The sequence below is a fragment of the Chitinophaga filiformis genome (assembly GCF_021646545.1).
GTDB classification, from domain to species: Bacteria; Bacteroidota; Bacteroidia; order Chitinophagales; family Chitinophagaceae; genus Chitinophaga; species Chitinophaga filiformis_A.
The window spans coordinates 39823-60156 of sequence record NZ_JAKIRP010000016.1; the positions used below are offsets into that span (position 1 = coordinate 39823).

The 20334-nt window shown below is 47.0% G+C and carries 22 protein-coding genes; 14 read left to right on the forward strand and 8 right to left on the reverse strand.

Features of this window, described 5'->3' with window-relative positions; genetic code table 11:
* Positions 1–80: 80 nt before the first annotated feature.
* On the reverse strand, positions 81–371 hold the full coding sequence (locus L3C95_RS28375; protein WP_236393589.1) for a hypothetical protein: 291 nt from the start codon (positions 369–371) through the stop codon (positions 81–83).
* 315 nt (positions 372–686) lie between these two features.
* Between L3C95_RS28375 and L3C95_RS28380 the strand changes: the two genes are divergently transcribed.
* On the forward strand, positions 687–2690 hold the full coding sequence (locus L3C95_RS28380) for a GxGYxYP domain-containing protein (RefSeq protein WP_236393590.1): 2004 nt from the start codon (positions 687–689) through the stop codon (positions 2688–2690).
* A 236-nt stretch (positions 2691–2926) separates the two neighbouring features.
* On the opposite strand, the gene L3C95_RS28385 is transcribed toward L3C95_RS28380, so the two are convergent.
* Together L3C95_RS28385 and L3C95_RS28390 are read right to left on the reverse strand one after the other, a co-directional pair.
* Positions 2927–3106, reverse strand: a complete 180-nt coding sequence (locus L3C95_RS28385) for a hypothetical protein (protein WP_236393591.1) — start codon at positions 3104–3106, stop codon at positions 2927–2929.
* Complete coding sequence (locus L3C95_RS28390) at positions 3081–3527, reverse strand: Crp/Fnr family transcriptional regulator (protein ID WP_236393592.1); 447 nt, start codon at positions 3525–3527, stop codon at positions 3081–3083. The genes L3C95_RS28385 and L3C95_RS28390 overlap by 26 nt, the downstream gene beginning before the upstream one ends.
* 214 nt (positions 3528–3741) lie before the next feature.
* Between L3C95_RS28390 and L3C95_RS28395 the strand changes: the two genes are divergently transcribed.
* The 3 genes from L3C95_RS28395 (at position 3742) to L3C95_RS28405 (ending at position 6592) form a co-directional block, all read left to right on the forward strand.
* Positions 3742–4653: an SDR family oxidoreductase gene (locus L3C95_RS28395; RefSeq protein ID WP_236393593.1), complete on the forward strand. Its 912-nt coding sequence runs from the start codon at positions 3742–3744 to the stop codon at positions 4651–4653.
* A gap of 257 nt (positions 4654–4910) precedes the next feature.
* A complete protein-coding gene (locus L3C95_RS28400) occupies positions 4911–5771 on the forward strand; it encodes an AraC family transcriptional regulator (protein ID WP_236393594.1) in 861 nt (286 codons plus the stop codon).
* Between the two features lie 206 nt (positions 5772–5977).
* Positions 5978–6592 carry a class I SAM-dependent methyltransferase gene (locus tag L3C95_RS28405; protein ID WP_236393595.1) on the forward strand — a complete coding sequence of 205 codons (615 nt, stop codon included), beginning with the start codon at positions 5978–5980 and terminating at the stop codon, positions 6590–6592.
* A gap of 29 nt (positions 6593–6621) precedes the next feature.
* Here L3C95_RS28405 and L3C95_RS28410 read toward each other — a convergent pair whose 3' ends face one another.
* Positions 6622–6960, reverse strand: coding sequence for a winged helix-turn-helix transcriptional regulator (locus L3C95_RS28410; RefSeq protein ID WP_236393596.1), 339 nt, complete (start codon positions 6958–6960; stop codon positions 6622–6624).
* Between the two features lie 132 nt (positions 6961–7092).
* Between L3C95_RS28410 and L3C95_RS28415 the strand changes: the two genes are divergently transcribed.
* Complete coding sequence (locus L3C95_RS28415) at positions 7093–7515, forward strand: DoxX family protein (protein WP_236393597.1); 423 nt, start codon at positions 7093–7095, stop codon at positions 7513–7515.
* A gap of 184 nt (positions 7516–7699) precedes the next feature.
* On the opposite strand, the gene L3C95_RS28420 is transcribed toward L3C95_RS28415, so the two are convergent.
* Positions 7700–8281 carry a PhnA domain-containing protein gene (locus L3C95_RS28420; protein ID WP_236393598.1) on the reverse strand — a complete coding sequence of 194 codons (582 nt, stop codon included), beginning with the start codon at positions 8279–8281 and terminating at the stop codon, positions 7700–7702.
* 552 nt (positions 8282–8833) lie between these two features.
* On the opposite strand from L3C95_RS28420, the gene L3C95_RS28425 reads away from it, so the two are divergent.
* From L3C95_RS28425 to L3C95_RS28435, 3 genes are all read left to right on the forward strand, one after another.
* Positions 8834–9541: a Crp/Fnr family transcriptional regulator gene (locus tag L3C95_RS28425; protein WP_236393599.1), complete on the forward strand. Its 708-nt coding sequence runs from the start codon at positions 8834–8836 to the stop codon at positions 9539–9541.
* 95 nt (positions 9542–9636) lie between these two features.
* Complete coding sequence (locus tag L3C95_RS28430; RefSeq protein ID WP_236393600.1) at positions 9637–9969, forward strand: hypothetical protein; 333 nt, start codon at positions 9637–9639, stop codon at positions 9967–9969.
* A gap of 149 nt (positions 9970–10118) precedes the next feature.
* A complete protein-coding gene (locus tag L3C95_RS28435) occupies positions 10119–12269 on the forward strand; it encodes a GH92 family glycosyl hydrolase (protein ID WP_236393601.1) in 2151 nt (716 codons plus the stop codon).
* 140 nt (positions 12270–12409) lie between these two features.
* Here the strand turns inward: L3C95_RS28435 and L3C95_RS28440 are convergent, their stop codons facing one another.
* Positions 12410–12985, reverse strand: coding sequence for a hypothetical protein (locus tag L3C95_RS28440; RefSeq protein WP_236393602.1), 576 nt, complete (start codon positions 12983–12985; stop codon positions 12410–12412).
* A gap of 193 nt (positions 12986–13178) precedes the next feature.
* Between L3C95_RS28440 and L3C95_RS28445 the strand changes: the two genes are divergently transcribed.
* The gene (locus tag L3C95_RS28445) at positions 13179–14009 is read left to right on the forward strand and encodes an alpha/beta fold hydrolase (protein ID WP_236393603.1); all 831 of its coding nucleotides are present in this window, start codon (positions 13179–13181) and stop codon (positions 14007–14009) included.
* Positions 14010–14065: 56 nt separating this feature from the next.
* Here L3C95_RS28445 and L3C95_RS28450 read toward each other — a convergent pair whose 3' ends face one another.
* On the reverse strand, positions 14066–14614 hold the full coding sequence (locus tag L3C95_RS28450) for a DinB family protein (RefSeq protein ID WP_236393604.1): 549 nt from the start codon (positions 14612–14614) through the stop codon (positions 14066–14068).
* Between the two features lie 181 nt (positions 14615–14795).
* Here L3C95_RS28450 and L3C95_RS28455 point away from each other — a divergent pair, with 181 nt between their 5' ends.
* On the forward strand, positions 14796–15368 hold the full coding sequence (locus tag L3C95_RS28455) for a hypothetical protein (RefSeq protein WP_236393605.1): 573 nt from the start codon (positions 14796–14798) through the stop codon (positions 15366–15368).
* Between the two features lie 49 nt (positions 15369–15417).
* Here the strand turns inward: L3C95_RS28455 and L3C95_RS28460 are convergent, their stop codons facing one another.
* On the reverse strand, positions 15418–15687 hold the full coding sequence (locus tag L3C95_RS28460) for a hypothetical protein (protein WP_236393606.1): 270 nt from the start codon (positions 15685–15687) through the stop codon (positions 15418–15420).
* Positions 15688–15809: 122 nt separating this feature from the next.
* Between L3C95_RS28460 and L3C95_RS28465 the strand changes: the two genes are divergently transcribed.
* The 4 genes from L3C95_RS28465 (at position 15810) to L3C95_RS28480 (ending at position 20334) form a co-directional block, all read left to right on the forward strand.
* Positions 15810–16856 carry a hypothetical protein gene (locus L3C95_RS28465; RefSeq protein ID WP_236393607.1) on the forward strand — a complete coding sequence of 349 codons (1047 nt, stop codon included), beginning with the start codon at positions 15810–15812 and terminating at the stop codon, positions 16854–16856.
* 295 nt (positions 16857–17151) lie between these two features.
* The gene (locus tag L3C95_RS28470; protein WP_236393608.1) at positions 17152–17787 is read left to right on the forward strand and encodes an ABC transporter ATP-binding protein; all 636 of its coding nucleotides are present in this window, start codon (positions 17152–17154) and stop codon (positions 17785–17787) included.
* Positions 17772–18914, forward strand: coding sequence for a hypothetical protein (locus L3C95_RS28475; protein WP_236393609.1), 1143 nt, complete (start codon positions 17772–17774; stop codon positions 18912–18914). Before L3C95_RS28470 ends, L3C95_RS28475 begins: the two co-directional genes overlap by 16 nt.
* Before the next feature lie 76 nt (positions 18915–18990).
* Positions 18991–20334 (forward strand): glycoside hydrolase family 27 protein, encoded by a 1344-nt coding sequence (locus L3C95_RS28480; protein WP_236393610.1) that lies wholly within the window; start codon positions 18991–18993, stop codon positions 20332–20334.

Sequence of the window (20334 nt, forward strand, 5' to 3'; positions counted from 1 at the left end):
TGCAGTCATTTAAGTACTTGTAGTCATCTAAGGAATTCTCAGGATGTTCGTTTTTTCTGACAACATCCTCTCTTCAATAATCAGGGATGCGTATACAGTTTGTATACCAGCGTTCCTGAAGGTGGTAATCCGAAACCGCCATCAGTGTAACCCAGCAGTACCAACGTTCCGTTCTCCGGATTGGTATCTGCGTCGCTTACAACTTCGGCATTTCCCAGTGTACTCCAGGCAACAAACTGCCCCGATGGACTATACCAGGCATAGTTGACAATAGCGGGACTTACCTTTTGCTCCTGCCTGGGAGCAAATGAACTGAACAATAACACCATGGTAAATAGTGAGATCGACAAAAGGGCCTTCATTTCTTTCATGTGAAATTGGGTTTTAATGATTAACAAAAAGGGGTATATCGATTTGTCTTTTTAATGAAGGATAGACCTATTACGTACTCCAATATACGGAAATATTTTATCACATCACTGATACATGTTGCGACGGATACTTTGCCTTATTACTTCTTTTTTTCGTATATTTAACAGGATATATCCTTATTGTGAACCCATCTCCATTCCGGTTAAAACTTGTCAATTTTTATTCACGTTATATTATGGTCTCAGAAAACAGGTCCTGATATGAATCACTTTAAGCCACTTAAACCAAATTACTGATTGTAAAAACGTTAGCCTATGATCACACTATTTAACGGGGCCATTCGCCCGGTAACAGCACTTTTATTGCTTGTCCAGTTGTTCACTACGCCGGCCATGGCACAGATCACCTGGCCCGCGGCACAACTCCTTCCCTCTTTTCCTTCCACGGCCCAGACGCAGGACCTTTTTATCCTGCGGGAGTCTTCCTCCCGATGGGAAGGAGAAGGAGCGGCGTTAAGCCACAAAACAGGAAGATTAGAAACCGATGGCTGGTTATGCCAGACCGGTATCGACGCCGCAGATGAACATATGATCTACGGCCCTTACTACACGGGCATTCCCGCAGGTCCGAATGTAGCCGAGTTCCGCATGAAGGTGGACAACAACACAGCCAACGACGATCCTGTCGTGGATGTAGACGTCAGGAATGCCACTAACGGCGCGATCCTGGCCTCAAGAACCATCACCCGCAGGCAATTTTCTGTTGCCAGCCAATATGTAAATTTTACGCTGCCCTTTACACTGCCGGCCGATAATCAGTCCATCGAGTTACGCGTTTACTGGAGAGGTACCTCTTATACAAAAGTGGACTGGGTCGGCGTACAGCAGAATGGCTCCACTGCCGAAATGTATTTGTTTGCTTCCCTGAAAGGGATCGTCAACAGGACCCAACCCCGTCTCTTTTCTTACGAAGGAGATGCATTCGCAGAAGGACAATATACCTGGCTGCGCTCCCTGGGATTGAGCTGGTCTGAAACTTCCGACAAATGGGGGCTCATTAGTAAATACCGGAGCGAAATATCAGGATTGATCGTGTACGACCCGGCCCAGATACATACCGTCAACCTGGCCACTATGCTCGCGAAAGACAGGAAAGCGTTGATTGCCTCGCCCCTGTTATTATCCCGCTTAACGGCTGCACCATACAACCTGCCCATACTACTCGATCTGCGGGGTCAGTTCAGCAGTAAACTACAGGTATATCAGTCGATATACAACAATTACTGGCCATCGCTTGACCATCGTCTGTTAATAGGCCTGAACCCCGATATACATAAAGCAGCCCTCCGCGAATATGCGGTAGCACTGGGAGCAGCCACCATCTGGCTGGATCCTGAGGTAGCCGGTGAAAGTGAATTGCTCAACAGCTTTTTAGCATCCATGCCTGCCGGCGCCAATTACATGGGATGGTGGCCGGAGGAAGCCCCTGGCGTAGAAAGGGCATCGAGGTATGGTATCGCTACGGTTGCCAGCGACTGGGCTACCAATCTGACCGTTCACAGTGGCATGCCCAGAACGGTCAATACGAAACCAATGCCGGCGAAACCGGCCTTGCAGAACAAATTGTATGTGGCGTTCATACTGAGTGACGGAGACAATCTGCAGTATGTTGAACATCTCATGCGCAAGCTGTGGGATAACCCTGACCGCGGATCTGTTCCAATCGGGTGGACACTTTCACCAGCAATGCTTGATGCGATGCCCGGAGCTTTAAACTATTACTGGCAGAGTTCTACCAACAATGACAACCTGATATCCGGTCCCTCCGGCTACGGTTACGCTTATCCAAACAGCTGGCCCGATCAGGCCCGTTTGAACCAGTTTGCTGCCAAAACCGATGAATATAACCGCCGTGCAGGATTTAGGGTCATCACCATCTGGAATACGATCACAGGCGGCATTAACCAGAACGTAGGACAGTCCTTTGCTGCCAATGCACCTTTCACACTTGGCCTGACTGCTCAGAATACCGGCGGCGGATTGAGTATATACAACAACAGTCTCCCTGGTATGGCGCTGTCCTGCAACTACTGCACCAATGAACAGGCCATGAAAGATCATATTGCTTCCGCTGCCGCGGGATGGAATGGTACTTCACCACGGTTCATCATTATACAGGCTCAACCCTGGCAAAATGTAACGCCTACAAGTTTTAAAAACGTCGCCAATTCACTTAATACCAACTACGTAGTAGTGCGTCCCGATCATATTTTTCAGCTTATCCGCGAAGCCAATGGCCTTCCGGTTAATCCGCAATAAGATATAGGCATTGTCCGCCTACACGAAAAATGGCGTTCAACAAATGAAGTGCCCCCAAAAGCGTCTAACTTTTGGGGGGCACTTCATTTGTTGATATGCCATCTCTTATCCTTCGGATATCTGATGGAATTACCCGGTGCTGCTTATCTTTCTACCGCCCGAAGCAGCCTGTCTCACACAGGGCAGCGTTTCTTCTCAAACGCCAGGATAAGACACATCTATGTACTGAGAATGCATTAGCCGATACTCTTATCCTTTTGCTGCCTTAAACGCGACTGTCTCACACGTGTCAGCGTTTCTCTTGATACGCCAAGATAAGACGCGACCATATGCAACGGTACACGTCTGAATACATCAGGAAAAGAAGTGACGAAGTCCTCATACTTCTCTTCAGCAGTATAGCTGATATTCATCATGATCCTTTCCTGGCTTGGCGTCCATGTTACTTTCTTTCAATCGCTCAGCGAAAAGCCGGAGGTTGGGAATAGCTGTCATGATCTCTTCAAAATCTTCGCGGGTCCACATGACGATCACTGTCTCTTCCAGAGCGTCAATGTTATATTTTGACGGGACCTGGTTATTATAACTGTGATGTACAATAGTGCAGTTGTTCTCCGGTGTAAAGCGCAGGATGTATTCCGTGCCATCATCCTTCAGGCTATACGTTCTCAACAAGCCTTTCGCCACAAATACCTTATGCCGGCACACTTCTCCTTCCTTCAGCAGCATTTGTCGTCTGCGTAGTTTTTTCTCTGTGGCCAGTGAACGCATGTATTTGAGCTCCTCTTTAGTGAACTCAGCATAGGACGTTATATAAGCTTCAAAACACTCAAACATTGATTATAAGGCGTTTTAACGGATCTCTAAGCCCCTGTTCCACTCCTTTTCCTGTGTTGTCCGGGACTCCTAATACTGCAAATTTAGGTCAAATGACCTCAAAAAATCAGGTCAAATCTCCTTGTTTCCCGGGGCAGTTCCATCGCAATTTTGTGCCGTAAATAGTCACAACAGACTGGCTTACGAATCGATTTATTCATTAAAACCACAAACTATGCGTGTTTTTGTCACTGGCGCCACCGGATTTGTCGGCACAGCCATTGTTCAGGAGTTACTCAGCGCAGGCCATCAGGTACTGGGCCTTGCCCGTTCAGAGGCAGCTGCAGCAACACTCACAGCCGCGGGCGCTGAAGTGCACCGGGGTACTTTGGAAGATCTGGACAGCCTCAGACAGGCGGCACTTGCTTCAGATGGGATCATCCACACCGCCTTCATCCATGACTTCTCAAACATGGCCGCTTCTGCTGTCGTTGACAGGACTGCCATTGAAACCTTCATTGAAGCGCTTGCAGGATCAGGTAAACCCCTGGTGGTGACCTCCGGTATTGCAACCATTGCAGCCCTGGATGGCGGCCGTATCGGTACGGAAAATGATGCGCCAAATCCCAACACCCCCGGAAGGCACCGCGTTCCCTCCGAAGAGATCACACTGGCAGCAGCAGCCAAAGGAGTGCGTGCTTCCGTAGTGCGGCTCCCGACATCTGTACATGACAAGGATGATCATGGCTTCGTTCCAATGCTGATCAACATTGCCCGTCAGAAGGGTGTTTCCGCCTATATTGGCGAAGGCGTCAATCGCTGGCCGGCGGTACACCGCCTGGATGCTGCCCGTGTATACAGGCTGGCGCTTGAGAAAGGAGCTGCCGGTACCAGGTTCCATGCAATTGGCGACGAAGGCATTCCTAGCAGGGATATCGCCGCAGCAATCGGTAAACAGCTGAATCTGCCGGTAGTATCTAAATCAGCAGCCGAAGCGCAGGAGCATTTTGGCTGGCTGGGACATTTCTTTGCAGTTGATTGTCCCGCTTCCGGCACACTAACGCAGGAATGGCTGGGATGGCGTCCCACTCACCCCGGGCTGATCGAAGATCTCGGCAACGGCAGCTATTTTGCTGCAGGAAAGTAAGGCTGGCGCGTTCAGTTAACGAGGCTATTCAGTAGCGGGACTAAACTGGCGCTCACCAATAAATAGGCACTCCGCGAGTTTATTGATAGCTACATGTAAAAACACCCTCTCAGGTCCCGCAACCCGGGAGGGTGTTTTTCTATTGGCATCTTCCAGTAAGTATTACGTTAGTGAAACATGATGCACCAATTGCTAAGGCGCATCACAGCCCTTCCGCTAAAATCACTATCTTAGCGCGTCATCAGCAATCTGGCCTCATGGAGAACATTCCCGTAAGGAATATTATTACAGCCGAACAAGGAGAACCTTTCAACAACTTTAGCATCCGCGACCTGCGCGAACTGCTCGCCGGGAAAGACATGGTACAGGAGCTTCACCGCCATAACTTCTTTTATGTACTCGCATTAAAAAAAGGCAAAGGCACACATGAGATAGACTTTACATCCTACGATGTTGCTGATAATACCATTTTCTTTATGCGACCAGGCCAGGTGCATCAGCTCACATTGAAAGCAGGAAGTACCGGCTACCTGATGTCATTTACAACAGACTTTTATTCCACACAAAATACCACCGGGCATCAGCTATTACGCAAGGCAAGCTCAATGAATCATTACCGGTCAGATAACGATGGATGCAATAAGCTGACCACTCCATTAGATAACATCTACCGGGAATACAATGCTAAACAGGAACAATACCAGGAGGTCATCAAAGCCAATCTGCATATCTTCTTCGTTGAACTGGCCAGACAGTACAACAAGGCATCCTCTGGTAACATGAACCTGTATACACAGGAGCGATTGGAAGAATTTTTGTCGTTGTTGGAAACACATATCACGAACGTCAAGCAGGCGTCTGAATACGCCGATATGATGCATCTTTCCCTTTATCAGCTGAATGCCGTCATAAAGGCAACACTGAACAAAACGTGTTCAGAAATGATCAATGAACACATCATCCTCGAAGCAAAAAGATACCTGCTGGCTACTTCCAGCCAGGTTAATCAAATAGCAGATTCTTTGGGTTATGAAGATGTGTCTTATTTTATCCGGTTCTTCAAAAAACATACAGGGTCTACACCGGAGGTGTTCAGGCAACAATTCAGGTCTGTGTAATGATCAGTTGTATTTTCTTCATCTGCGCCTGCTACGAAATATAGTCTTAATTGCTTATGCTCATCTTCCCATGATGCAGGAAATATCTCCGCTGGACAAATATTTCTCTTACTCACAACTTCACATAAGTTCCATTCAACCACATTTCTGTCCTATTCCCCAAACGCTCACAGCACCTAGCTTTGCAGGTAAATAACAATTACGCTATGCAACAGAAATGGGACGAACGTTATAAAGAATCAGCATTTGCTTTCGGTAAAGAACCTAATCTCTTCTTCAAAGAATGGCTGCCACAATTCAAACCCGGCGCCATACTGATGCCCGCTGATGGAGAAGGACGTAACGGCGTTTTCGCAGCACGGCTGGGATGGGATGTGACAAGTTTCGACTTCAGCATAGAAGGTCAGTCGAAAGCCTTGCAACTGGCAGCAGAAAATCAGGTAACACTTAACTACATTGTGGGTGATTTAGATGATCTCAGCTTTGAGAAAGAAGCCTTCGACGCCATCGGACTTATATACGCGCATTTTGCAGCAGAAAAGAAGTCCGTCTTCCACAGGAAATTAAATGACTATGTCAAACCTGGTGGTATTATCATCCTGGAAGCATTCAGTAAGAAACACCTGTATTTCAACGGGCTCGATCCGAAGGTTGGCGGACCAAAGGAACTTGATATGCTGTATTCCACCGAAGAAATAAGAACCGATTTTCCAAACTATGAAATGTTGATGCTGGCGGAAGAAGAAATCCAGCTAAACGAAGGTAAGTACCATATTGGCAAAGGCGCTGTGATCAGATTCGTAGGAAGAAAGATCAGTTGATCATCGAGACATTCGCCGGCAAGCCGCCATTACTTTCCGATGATCTTTTTACGGTGTGCCAGTCCCCAGTAATGCAGTTCATCCAGCACCTTTTCCAGCGACATGCCATGCTCGGTGATGGAGTATTCCACCGAAGGTGGAAAGGTATCGTGTGTCTCTCTTTTTACCAGCTGATTGGCCTCCAGGCTCTTTAACTCTTTAGACAGCATCTTGTCGGTGATACCACCGACTTCCTTTGAGATCTGTTTGAATCGCTTCGGGCCCGAGGACAATGAAAATAAAATGAGCAGTTTCCATCTTCCTTCGAGCACTTCCAAAGCATCTTTGATAGAAAGCATCGTTGCAGGACATCCTTCCCGTGTCAGCATTTATTATTTCTTTAGCGGTTTGCAGTGTTCACATTACTATACTATCGGAAAGCGCTATCCGGCGGGATAGTGTTTTCCTATGAACAGCAAACATAAATACTTTTGAGCCGCTAACGAAAAATCCTTATTTGTATGACAAATCAACAGAAATCTTCCGGGGCGATGCATATTATCCTTTGGATAGCACAAATCATCCTGGCGGCCGGTTTTCTCTGGGCAGCCGCTATGAAATTATTCCAGCCTATCGAAAAACTGGCAGCGATGTGGCCCTGGACTGGTCAGGTATCTTCCCTGATAGTAAGACTGCTCGGGGTAATTGATCTATTAGGTGCTCTTGGGCTTATACTCCCTACCCTGCTTCGTATCCGGCCAGGGCTTACCGCAATCACCGCCGTCGCCATTATTGTACTCATGCTATGCGCAAGTGTCTTTCATATTGTACGGGGAGAAGCTGCTGTGATAGGCGTCAATATATTTTTTGCGTTGATTGCAGCGTTCATTGCATGGGGAAGACTGACAGAGGATCGTTCGGAACGATCCAGCGGAGTACATTAACAAAGGAAAAGTCCTTAATTGGTTTAGTAAACGGCAGTGCAATTCCGCTGACGTTACTAAACTAATTAAGGACTGCAAAAAAATAGTGCAAAAACAGCAATTAAATTGGTAGTGCCTCAGTTTGAAAGACTGCAACTATTTTCTCATGGTCGAAAGTTTTGACTGCAGGCGCTACCCTATACCGCTAACTTTGCTTTCTTACATATTGCGTCAGGATGACGATCACCTGCCCTTCTATTTTACCCTCTATCTGCGCTGTATTATTCTCCACTAAACGGATATTCTTGACAACAGTACCCATTTTAGCATTCAGTGTACTGCCTTTAACGTCCAATGACTTGATCAGCACTACCGCGTCTCCGTCCTGCAGCACCTGGCCGTTACAATCCTTGTGTAGTTCAACCGCACTATCATTCTCATGGTCGCCGGTCGCTTTCGCCCAGGCCAGCCGCTCGTCGTCCAGGTACATCATGTCCAGGCTCTCCATTGCCCAGCTTTCCTGCTTTAAACGGTGCAGCATACGCCAGGAAACCACCTGAATACCCGGCACCTCGCTCCACATGGTTTCCGACAGAAAGCGCCAGTGATTGCTGTCCAGCTCGGCTTTCTTTTCTATCTGCATCCTGCAGGTATTACAGATCAGGATACTGTTGTCCTGGTCTGCACCCGCGGCAGGCGGCACTTCATAGATCTTTAAAGCCTCCGTCGATTTGCACAGCTCACATTGATTTCCGCTCCTTTTTTGTAGTAGTTCGTCCAGTTTCATTGCTAATTTTATAATGTGCCGCGAATGTAGAGCTTTTGGACGGCCAAAAAAGTGATATAATGCAGCTGTTGTCACCTACCAGGGGACCTGCCCTCAGGACCTGAACAGGATCAAAGTAGCATATGACCAGCATCAACCTCCGATTATCCTCCGATTTGATCGGAAGATTATCGGAAGTAAATGCTGGTCATATGCAAGTTTGATCCTGGATACATCCCGGGAACATACAACGTGACCGACCCGGATATTGCAATTAATTACACCAAAACCGGATTTCAGGTACTCAAAAAACAGCATCTCTACTATATCTCAAGTGTATTCAAGCCATGTTTAAAGCGGAATATACCAGGATTTTATAACGTATAACTAAGCTTTTTTCATCATCCCGGAACCCACATTCCTGCATTTCGTCCCCTCATTTTTGCATTTCATGCACACCATTTTGCAGTTCGGGGACATTCTCCGAAATCACTTTGGATTCTTCACTAACATTGCATGGTGAAAACAGAAATAGAAGTGGAATGGCATTCTTTAACCTCAAAATCGATCGAAATGAACCTGATCTATTTGTTATTTTTTTTAGTGATTTTACTGTTAGATTGTAAGCTTGTCAGCCAGGATAACGATATGCCTCAGACAGCCAGAAGCAGGCATATTTCTGCCTTTTTTGCTTATCTTACCCGCATGTACGCAAACCTGATCTCAGCCATCGAAAATTTCATCCGTATTGACGATACGGAAAAGGAATTTATATCTTCCCTTTTCATTCCAAAAACCTTTGCAAAAGGTGATTATCTGCTGCGCGAAGGCCAGGTTTGCCGGGAAGCAGGCTTTATTGAAAAAGGATTGATCCGCTACTACCAGACCAATGACGATGGCGAAGAGATCACCCAGCATTTCGGAAGAGAAAACGAATTCACCTGCAATTACCAAAGTTTCCTCGACCACTCCCCATCGCTGACCGCTATCCAATGCCTGGAGCCCAGCGAGATACTGGTCATATCTTACGATAACCTGCAGCAATTGTATGAAGAAGTCAGGGAAGGACAGAAATTCGGCCGCCTTGCCTGCGAATACCTTTATCTCCAGGCAGGCAGTCAGTTAAGGTCGATGTACATTGACGGTCCCGAACAGCGCTATCTCAATTTTGTAAATACCTATCCGGACCTGCAACAGCGTGTTCCTCAGTATTATATTTCTTCTTTTGTCGGTGTGAAGCCGCCATCCCTTAGCCGGATAAGAAAAAGACTGGCCCTATGATTTATTAACCTGGGTGAACGAACAGGTCTGAAGGCGGATTTACCTTTGATACATCAATAAAAAAATGTATCAAAAAATAAAAAAATCCGCTTCGCATGTTGCTCTTTAATGCCATACTTCTGATCCACTTCCTGTGTTTTGCCATCTATTTATGTGTGCTGCTGGCGCAATGGCAGGATTACGACACACGTGTGCGCAATGCATCCGGCCTGATCCTCGGTATCATCCTGTTAATCACCGGTATAGTACTGGTGGCGCTGAAATATCCGCATGTGAATTACTATAAAGTTGTTCCTAAAACCGGATTGTTTGCATTAGTGACCATTATCAATGTTCGCTTCGGCGGAAAAACTTATACAAAGCAGGCCTACTATGCATTGATAGCCATTACCCTGCTGGCTGCATCTATTGCTGTCATCCGCGTTTAACGCATCAGATCCCTGTTGTAAGTAAACGTGTGTCAGGATAAGTTCATCACTTTTTTCTGACACACGCTTTGTTATAGTCCCCCTGATTTTTATATTTAACCCCCAATAGGCAAATATTGCCTTACTCAGGTCAATAAACTTTTCAAATTATGAGGAATTCCACCGCAAGTCCTTTCATGCTAGGGCTTGCCATGCTATTTGCTGCCTCGTCAGGTAAAAGCCAGTCACCAACCAGCTACACGAAATATGTCAATACTTTCGTGGGCACCGCGCCGCTTACAGATCCTAAGATCCTGGGCTACCAGCTACCGGAAGGCTGGCGTTCATGGGCAGGGCTTACATTTCCGGGCAGCTCTTTACCAAACGCGATGGTGCAGTTAAGTCCGATGACAGAATACGGTTCCGGCGCCGGATATGAATACGAGGATACCGTTATCCTGGGTTTCACACACACCAATAAAGGTCACTGGAACCTCTGTAACATTCCTGTTCTGCCGCTTTCCAATCCGGGCGCCAAATTCGGTTCCAGGTTCTCTCACAAAAAAGAGAGCGCATCTCCCGGTTTCTACCAGGTTTACCTGGACGATTATAATGTGAACGTCAATCTGACCTCCACACTAAGATGCGGATATCATCAGTATACCTACAAAAACAATACAGACAGACAAATACTGTTTGACCTGGCGAAAGCCAACAACAGGATCTCCGACTGGCACATTGAACAGGTGGGTCCATCTGCCCTGCAAGGCTATCAGCGGGCAGGCGGCAATGTCTATTTCTATGCCGTACTGAACACCGGCATCGAAAAGCTGGAAAAGACACAGGAAGGCCAGCGTAGCGGTTATGCGGTTGTCCATCTGGCTGATGGCAAAGGTCCCGTTGAACTGAAAATCGGACTATCGTTTGTAAGTACAGAGAATGCAAAGCAAAACCTGGAACAGGAGATTGGCAATAAATCATTCGCCGACATCCGCAGTGAAGCTAACCGTACATGGGAGACCCTGTTATCATCCGTACAGGTAAAAGGCGGCACCGAAAAACAAAGGCGCATGTTCTATTCCTGCCTGTACAGGTCTTTCCTCTGGCCAGCCTTACGCAGCGATGTAAACGGGGAATTCAGAGACGCAAAAGGCAATGTAGTCAAAGGGGATTTTAACTACTATACCGAGCCCTCCCTCTGGGACACATATCGCAATAAAGATGTGCTTCTGGGCCTGATCTCTCCACAGGTGACACTCGACGTCATCAAATCCATGAAAGAGGTGGGCGATAAAACAGGATTCATCCCTACCTTCTTCCACGGCGACCATGGCGCGTCTTCTATCGCAGGCGCCTATCTCCGGGGCATTGATGACTTTGACGTGAAAGGCACTTATCAGATACTGCTAAGGAATGCCAATGTAGAAGGCGCACGTCCGCATCTGAATGAGTACATAGCAAAAGGTTATATCTCCGATCCGGATATCGCAGACCCGCACGTGGAAACAAAGGCTGCAGCAGGCGTATCCAAAACGCTGGAATATGCTTATGACGACTATTCCCTGGCCCAGATCGCCAAAAAACTGGGTGATACTGCCAACTACAGGATACTAATGGCACGTTCTAAAAACTACAGGAATATGTTCGATCCCGGTACACGGTTTATGAGAGGAAGATTGGCTGATGGATCATGGATCAAAAACTTCAATCCGCAGTACCCATACTATGAATACATGTACAGGGAAGCCAATGCCTGGCAGGTATCCTTCTTTGCGCCGCACGATATGAAAGGCCTGATCGAACTGTATGGTGGAGAACGCGGATTTGAATCCAAACTGGACTCCCTCTTTACGGTTCCCTGGAACCCGCATTACATTGCCAGGAATGTGGAAACCATGATAGGCCAGTATTGCCATGGCAATCAGCCAGACCATGAAGCTCCCTTTGCATATTATTTCATAGGCAAGCCGGAAAAATCACAAAAGATGATCGATACTATTCTGAACAGCCTGTATGGTATCGGAGAAGATGGCATTGCTCTGTGCGGCATGGATGATGCCGGTGAGATGTCAGCATGGTATGTGTTCAGTGCCTCCGGACTATATACCTATTCGGCTACCGATCCCGAATACCTGGTTACCGTTCCGCTTTTCGATGAAGTGAAGTGGAGGACCAGCACCGGCAAGTTGCTGACCTTGACGAAAAAGGGAAAAGGCAGAGCCCTTACTTCCATAAAAGTGAATGGGAAAGAACAGAAAGGCTACTTCGTACCGCATGATCTGTTCCGGGATGGCGGAAAGATTGAGATCGTTACAAAATAAAAGAAAAGAGCCCGTATAATACTAAGTAAGACACGGGCTCTTTTTATCCGGGTATCTGACAGCATCAGGTAATTGTTACGCGCGTATAAGGCGGTTCGCTTATTTCTGCTACATCCCTTTAATCATTTATCGCACGGCCATCAGGGACGGCCCTTAGGCTTAGGGATCACTTTACAGCAAGTCCCATGTTTATCCTGTGGTGCAGGAAGATATACACCATTTACTTTCTTATCTATCTTTTCTGTGTAAGCAGCATCAAATACAATGCGTCCCTTTTTGATTTCATAAAATTTAGAAGGAACGTAGTACATGGAATCTGCAGCAGGGTACGCCTCGGTCTGATCACTTCCGCCAAACTCCAGCAGTTCATCATGGTCAAAATCTTTGATATCAGAAGCTACGGCTGTCATCAATGAATCAGCCACCGAATTGTTAATGCCAAATATGATCAGCTTGTTCTTATTCGGATGGTCAGTTACCTCTAAAAACAGGAATACGTTACCGCCATCTTCTACCAGGCGGTTACGTTTGCTTTTGTAAACAATTTCGTCGTAAGCAAATTTGAAGGTCTTGTTGCCATTCACAATGATTGAGCCCTTGTACACCGCAATTTTTTGTTGTTTGCTGCTTGTAAAGTGTAGTTCGTCCACAGGTTTCTGGGCAAATGCCGGTAAACCGATGAACAGGAACAGGAGATGTCTGAGTCGGAGACGCATAGGAATATTTTTAAAATCGGTGCCTAACTTAAACAATTTTTACCGAACCGCAGCCATACCAATTCAGGATTTTTACCGTTGCCGTTTATGCAGGGATACTGTCTCCCCAGTAATTCCCCACTATTGGGGAGTCAACTACCGTATATTTTTTGGGAACTTAGCGCCTGCAATTTGCAACAAAATCACATTTAGCATGAATATTACAACCCGTCTCCATACAGTCCCTACATCACACGGCCGTATTGCCCTGGAAGAAAGTGGAAAAGACAGTGGCATTCCCCTGTTGCTGATCCATGGCAATTCTTTTTCCCATGATGTATTCCGTTACCAGTTGCAGGGAGCACTGGCTGAAAATTACCGTCTGATTGCACTTGATTTACCCGGTCAGGGCCAGTCAGACGATGCCACTGATCCCATGCGTTCCTATACACTACCTGGCCTGGCAGGCGCAGTCGGCGAAGTGCTGGAACACATGAACATCACCGAAACAGTCATACTTGGCTGGTCTTTAGGTGGTCATATTGCTATCGAGATGCTTTCCCGTTTTTCCGGCATACGGGGTGTGATGGTCACCGGTACTTCTCCTGTCGGACGCAATAACATGTCGCAGGGTTTCACGGGCGCACCACATACCAAAATGGCCGGAAAGGAAATAATAACTGAGACAGAAATAGCGGCCTTTGTTACGGGCATTTTTGGCAAGACGGCAGAACCATTCCTGCTGGATGTTGTAAGAAGAGCAGACGGCCGTTTCCGCAAGCGGCTTTTTGAAGGTGCACGTGAAGGCCTGGGTGCCGATCAGCGGCGCACTGTTGAAAACAGTAAGGTGCCACTTGCTGTGGTCAATGGTGCGGAAGACAATATTGTCAATCTCGATTACATTGACACTGTCGACTATGCTAATTTATGGGAAGGTCATTGTTATCGCCTGCCAGGTTTAGGACATGCGTCTTTCTGGGAAGGTCCGGATCAATTCAATCCCATTCTTGAACGTTTTCTGCAATATACAGGAGCCGGCAAATAATGCCGGCTCCTGCTGTATAGAGCGATAAGTAGCTTTGTTGAAATGCCTGCAACCATTTATTTATGGATGGCCAGATGCGGAAACAATCTTTCATCAATCCTTTTCTTTTGTCGCAGGTGATGCCGCATATGCATTTCACCAAACTGCAGCCATTCAAACGCATTAAAGAATGCAAATCCGGGATGCTCTGTTTTTCCATTTGCAGTTGAAGGATCGATCTTATCAAACACGCTGTTCACTTCATCTTTAATGCGTATCAGCGCATGCAACAGCTCTTCCTTCCTTTGCGGCTGTTGCATATTGATATCGTTAAAAGGATTTTCAAGCGCGAGGTCGGGGAAATCATTCTTCTCAAACATGATCCTTGCTTGGGTGCGCATACTTCTTTCGGCATTACTGTTCTTTGCTGCCAGCGCCGCTTTTATCTGTTCCACATAGAAGCCCGTATCTTCGATAATATGCACATACACCTGTCCCAGCGACCAGGCATCGGCCTGCGGTCTTTGACGAAGCATTTCGATAGAGTAACTATCGAGTTGATCTATCCACTGCTGAATGGTCTGGTTAAACTGATGAAGTAGTGTTACTGTTTTACTGCTTTCCATAATTCATAACGGGTTTACATCTCTGACTGTTCCCACATAATTTATCGTAAATATAAAAAACGGCGCGCTCATGAACAAAGACAGAAGCACCCGCAATACATATTGAATAACAATCAGTTAACGACACCCCAGGTAAATACTTGCTACCTTTATTGCACTATTACCAACTAAACGCTGAACGATGAAAAAATACCTATTGCCAACGGTAGCACTATTGTGCGCAACATTGTCATATGGCCAGCAGAACAATACGCTCAGTGAGGTGGCCACTCTCCTTTTCAAAAATGCAAAAACGAATTTAACAACAGCAGAAAAAAACCAGATCGCCACGCAACTTGGTTTTATTTCCTCCGGCCATAATGACCTGCCCTTTGCGCAGGATATGGAGAGCAGGGGGTATCCATTCAATGCTATTGTTTATCCGACCGACTTAAATAAAGATGGCAAACAGGAAATATTTGTCTGGTTTGGCAACTCCTACACGTCAGGCGCTACCGGTTCAAGTGTCTCCCTGTTCATTAAAAATTCTGCCGGTACTTACGTGGACAATCTGGGTATTCCGGGAATGACACCCGACGTACTTGCTACGATCAACAAGGGATATCCTGACCTCCTTATCGGTGGGCCTGGTCTGCAGTTTCCCGTCTGGAGGTGGAATGGCAAAACCTACGCCGAGTTCAAAACTGTGCGGAACGAGGATTATGACAAGTTGAAGAAAACGAGTGTCGAAGCATTGGCCATCCGCGAACCTTAAAGCAATTGCTCCGCATGGACAACTACCTGCATCAGCCGGCCTGTTGGTATTAACAACGGTCCGGCAAGGGGATATTGTTGACAGCAACAAGGCTATCCAGTCTGATCACCAGACCATTGTCCATCCGCATATATTCCACTTTGTTCAGGGCGTATACGTCTGCAATGCGGGCGGTTACGTCCTGTTCATTGCCCGTTTCGTCTCTGAATACGATCCTGCAGATAGTGTGCATGGTTGCCCATGCCTCCAGTCGGTCATAGTAGTTGCAATCAATTGGCTGATATGGCATATCTGGCATGTCCTTAAATTTACTCACCATAAAGTTACCTTTTGCCCGCTTATTTTTCCAACAATTATCCAATGGCGACCGTTCATAAAGGGTAACTATCCCTCCACAGACAAGTTTACTATTTTGGAAACTCCAACAATAAAGGCTATACTATGAAGACATTGTTTCTATCGCTGTACCTGCTGGCTGCCGGTTTCCTTACACCGGCCTTCGCTGCTCAGCCGGAAAAGGTCAGCTATTCATCTGTAAGCGGACCATTACCCGCTTCTCCCGCCGACACTAATCTCACCATGTTCGGACGTGGTATGTATCCCGGAGATGATTCTACCTATGAGCACTTAAGAAAATCCGGTTTCAATACCGTGATCCTCTCCAGCTTCTACATTCACGCCAACGGAGACGTTTATTCCGGTGATGATCACAAAAATCCTATCATACATGATGGTCAGTATGTTGGTAGCAAAGAGTGGCTTAAATATGTGGCATCGCTGAAACAAAAATCTTCCTCAGTGACACGTATTGAGATCCTGCTGGAAGGCAGATGGTATAATCAGCCGCCTAATACCTACGACTACATACAGGATTGGTATGATTCCTCCCGGACAGTGCCCGGCATTGTAACCGGCATCGGTCCTAACAGCACCTTATACAAGATCATCAAAGTGATGAAGGAAGACATTGGTGTAGATGCTATCTGTATCGATGACGAATCCGTTTATAACAGCGAATCCATCGCGAAACTGGGAGAACTGGCAGCGCATCTGGATCTGCATATGACACTCTGCCCTTTTAGGAAAACGGAGTACTGGAAAGATATTATCTGCCGCTCCCAACCGGGCCTGATAGATGCTATCTACCTGCAATGTTATGATGGCGGCAGGTTCAATATGCCTGGTATGTGGAAGAATAAACTGCAGACCACTCTGCCCGTATATCCTATCTTCCTTTGCCGCGGCGCCTTCAGTACCTGCAATCCGGTACACAATAGTAAAACACCGGCAGAAATAAAGGCTGAAATGATCAGGTTCAGAAAGGACTACCCTGAAATGGCCGGCGGCGCTATATGGCAGATGGCGGATGTAAAAAACTACATCAGGAATAATTGTGCAGTGCAGACTCCCGAGTCTGGCACCGCTACAACATTAAGTCAATATATTCTCGATCTCCGCGATAGTCTGAAGGAAGGTCTTAGTGAATAATGTTCTTTAACGCTTTAATACGGGCAAGCGTATTGTTAGAAGGCCTTGTGTTCGACGGACACAGGGCTTTTCTTTTTACATCACCAGTCATATACAATTTGTTCGCCGGCTGCGATGTTTGTTAACCTGTTTATGGAAGATGTTTGCAGTTAGTTCACTCAGCAGCCGTAATATTGAGCCCCTGAGATCATGGACCTATGGTTAAATATTTCTTAAAAACGGCGTTTATCGCCTGGCGTATTATTACCGGCAAATAGATCATATTATATTTAGGTTATAACTGAACTCCCCATATATGCTGCAGCTGGCAGATTTTGAAAAGGCTTATCATCACACTCCCGTCCTTCATATCCCGCAACTTGAAATGGGGCCGGGCATTTACTGGATCAAAGGAGCCAATGGTTCCGGGAAGAGCACATTGCTGAAAGCGATTGCCGGTATTATTGATTTCTCCGGAAATATCCTGCTGGATAATACCAGCATCAAAAAGCAACCGGTCGATTACCGCAGGCGTATCAGCTTCGCAGAAGCAGAACCGGTATTTCCGGAGTTCCTGACCGGCAGAGAAATGATCGCGCTCTTTATGACTGCCAGGCAGGCGCCCACAGGGCAAGAGACGCCATACTTGGACAGCATGCAGATGCAGGCGTATCTTGACCAGCCTTTAGGCGCTTATTCCAGTGGTATGCTTAAAAAGCTCTCCCTGCTGCTGGCATTTATGGGTAATCCCAGCCTGATCCTGCTGGATGAACCACTGATCACTTTAGACACGGCCTCGCTGGCTGTTCTCTACGACTGGATCAGGGAAAGGCAACAGACACAGGGCGCGTCCTTCCTGTTATCGTCGCATCAGCCATTGGAACAAAATACCCTGCACATCAGCGGTACGCTGCATGTAGCAGATAAAACAGTAAAATGGATTCCCGGATGATCTCTCCCCTCGCAATTGTACTGACCAAAATATTCTCCCGTGGTTTTTACCGGGCAAACGCCAGCACATTACTGTTCTTCTTTGTGGTGGTGGCCAGTTATGCCATCTTCATGACGCCTGCCGGTACCATGTCGCACGACACTTTCGCATTGTACGAGCTGATCGTGATGATGACGTTTATCAACAACCCGGTGGCCATGACGGTGATCTTCATTGCCTGGTTGCTGTATACTGTCAAAAGCTGGCAATATGTAACAGGGCAACTGACCGCTGCTGAGAACGGCTTTCTGTACTATAGCAGCACTGCCCTCAGTAAGTTCAGGCAACTCCGCAGCTGGTGGTGGATGCAGTTTGTGATCGCTTTACCCATTACAGCTTATGGACTGCTGTCTGTAGTATTTGGCATCGTTTATCACCATTACCTGCTGCCGTTTATTACCCTGACATACCTGTTCCTGCTCATTACTGTCAGCGCAGGGCTCTATGTCTGGCTGGCAAACCGCCTATCTGCCGGCACGCCAGCAGCTATTAGCCTGCGCCTGTCAATACGCTGGAAGAAACCCTTCTTCAGCCTCTATCTTTACCACATCCTGCATAAGATAAAACTGGGCGCTGTCCTGACGAAAATATTCTCTCTATTCTGTCTGGCCAGCGGCGCGTACTCGCTGTTCTCCGGCAACCGCCATGATAGCCGTGTGTCCGGACTACTGGTGCTGACGGCCATAACCGGGCATCTTTACCTGATCTACCAGGAACATCGTTTTGAAGTGATGACACTGGCGTTTTCCAGGACCTTCCCTTATAGCCGTAACAGGCATTTCGGGTACATGACGCTACGCTATTTGTTGTTATTGTTACCGGAGATCGTTTTCCTGGCTGCTACCGCTCCCCCACTGATGGCCATCCTCCTGCTGGCCTATGCCCTCAGTGCCCTGTTGTGCTTCCGGGGTTTATTGTATTGGGTGGGACTGAATATGAACGTCTACCTGCCAATCGTTTTCGCGATATATATTGGCTTGTTCTGGCTCATCATGTATGGATACCTGTGGCAATCCGCCGCCGTGATGCTTCCCCTCGCATATGGACTTTTTTACACCAGATATTATAAATTGGCGCCTGTTGAATAAACACCAACCCTGACCGGTGCTGTAAAAAATATCTTTTAAATGTCCTTTCAACACTTTTTATTATTATTTTGGAGCAATGAAAAACTCGATACTTATCATCGTCTTTGCTCTTTTGGGTTGTACCGCCTTTGCACAACAAAAGAATGACTTCCACACCTGGGCTGCCACACCTCCAATGGGCTGGAACAGCTGGGATTGTTATGGTCCTACCGTTACAGAGACCGAAGTAAAAGCCAATGCGGACTACATGTCGCGTTACCTGAAAAAATACGGCTGGGAATATATTGTCGTGGACATCCGCTGGTATGTGACCAACGACAAAGCCCACGGTTATAATGAAACCAATCCGGACTATAATATTGATGCATACGGCAGGTTCATACCCTCCGTTACCCGCTTTCCTTCTGCCGCAGGAGGTAAAGGGTTTAAGCCCCTGGCTGATTATCTGCACAGCAAGGGACTGAAATTCGGTATCCATATTATGCGGGGCATCCCGGTCATAGCGGTGAAACAGGGACTGCCTATTAAAGGAAGTAAAGCGACGGCTAAAGACATTTACTCCGAAAAGGACCAGTGCAAATGGCTGCATGATATGTACACCATCGTACCTGGCAAAGAAGGTTCGCAGGAATATTACAATTCGATCTTTGAGTTATATGCCTCCTGGGGACTGGACTTCGTTAAAGTGGACGACCTCTCCGCCCCTGTTTATTTCGCAGCCGAAATAGAAATGATCCGGAAAGCTATTGCCCGTACCGGTCGTAAGATCGTATTGAGCACGTCTCCCGGAGAAACGCCGATCGCGAATGGAGCGCATGTACAACAACACGCTAATATGTGGCGTACAGTGAATGATTTCTGGGATAACTGGAAACCATTGAACGAGCACTTTGAAGTGTTTGAACGCTGGAATCAATGGCGTGCGCCAGGTGCATGGCCTGATGGCGATATGTTGCCGCTGGGACGTATCGGTATCCGTGCAGAAGTGGGCAATCCGCGCCTGACTGCTTTTACACGTGACGAACAGTATACCCTGATTACCCTCTGGTCTATTTTCAGATCCCCCCTGATGTTTGGTGGTAACCTGCCGGACAATGATCCTTTCACGCTTTCCCTGATAACGAATAAAAACGTATTGTCAGTACTGAATAAGAGCAGGAACAACACACCGGTCCTTAATGACTCCACTAAGGCTATCTGGACAGCTGAGCCTACCGACAAACCTGGTAAGTACCTGGCCGTATTCAACAGAACAGCGCAGAAGATGCCGGTTACAGTTGATCTCTCAGCCTACGGCTTGCCATCCTCCTGTACTGTTACTGATCTCTGGACAGGTAAAGTAGTAGGTAAATTCTCCGGTACTTTTGCCCCTGACATCAATGCCCATGGCGCAGGACTGTACCTCGTTTCCGGAAAATAA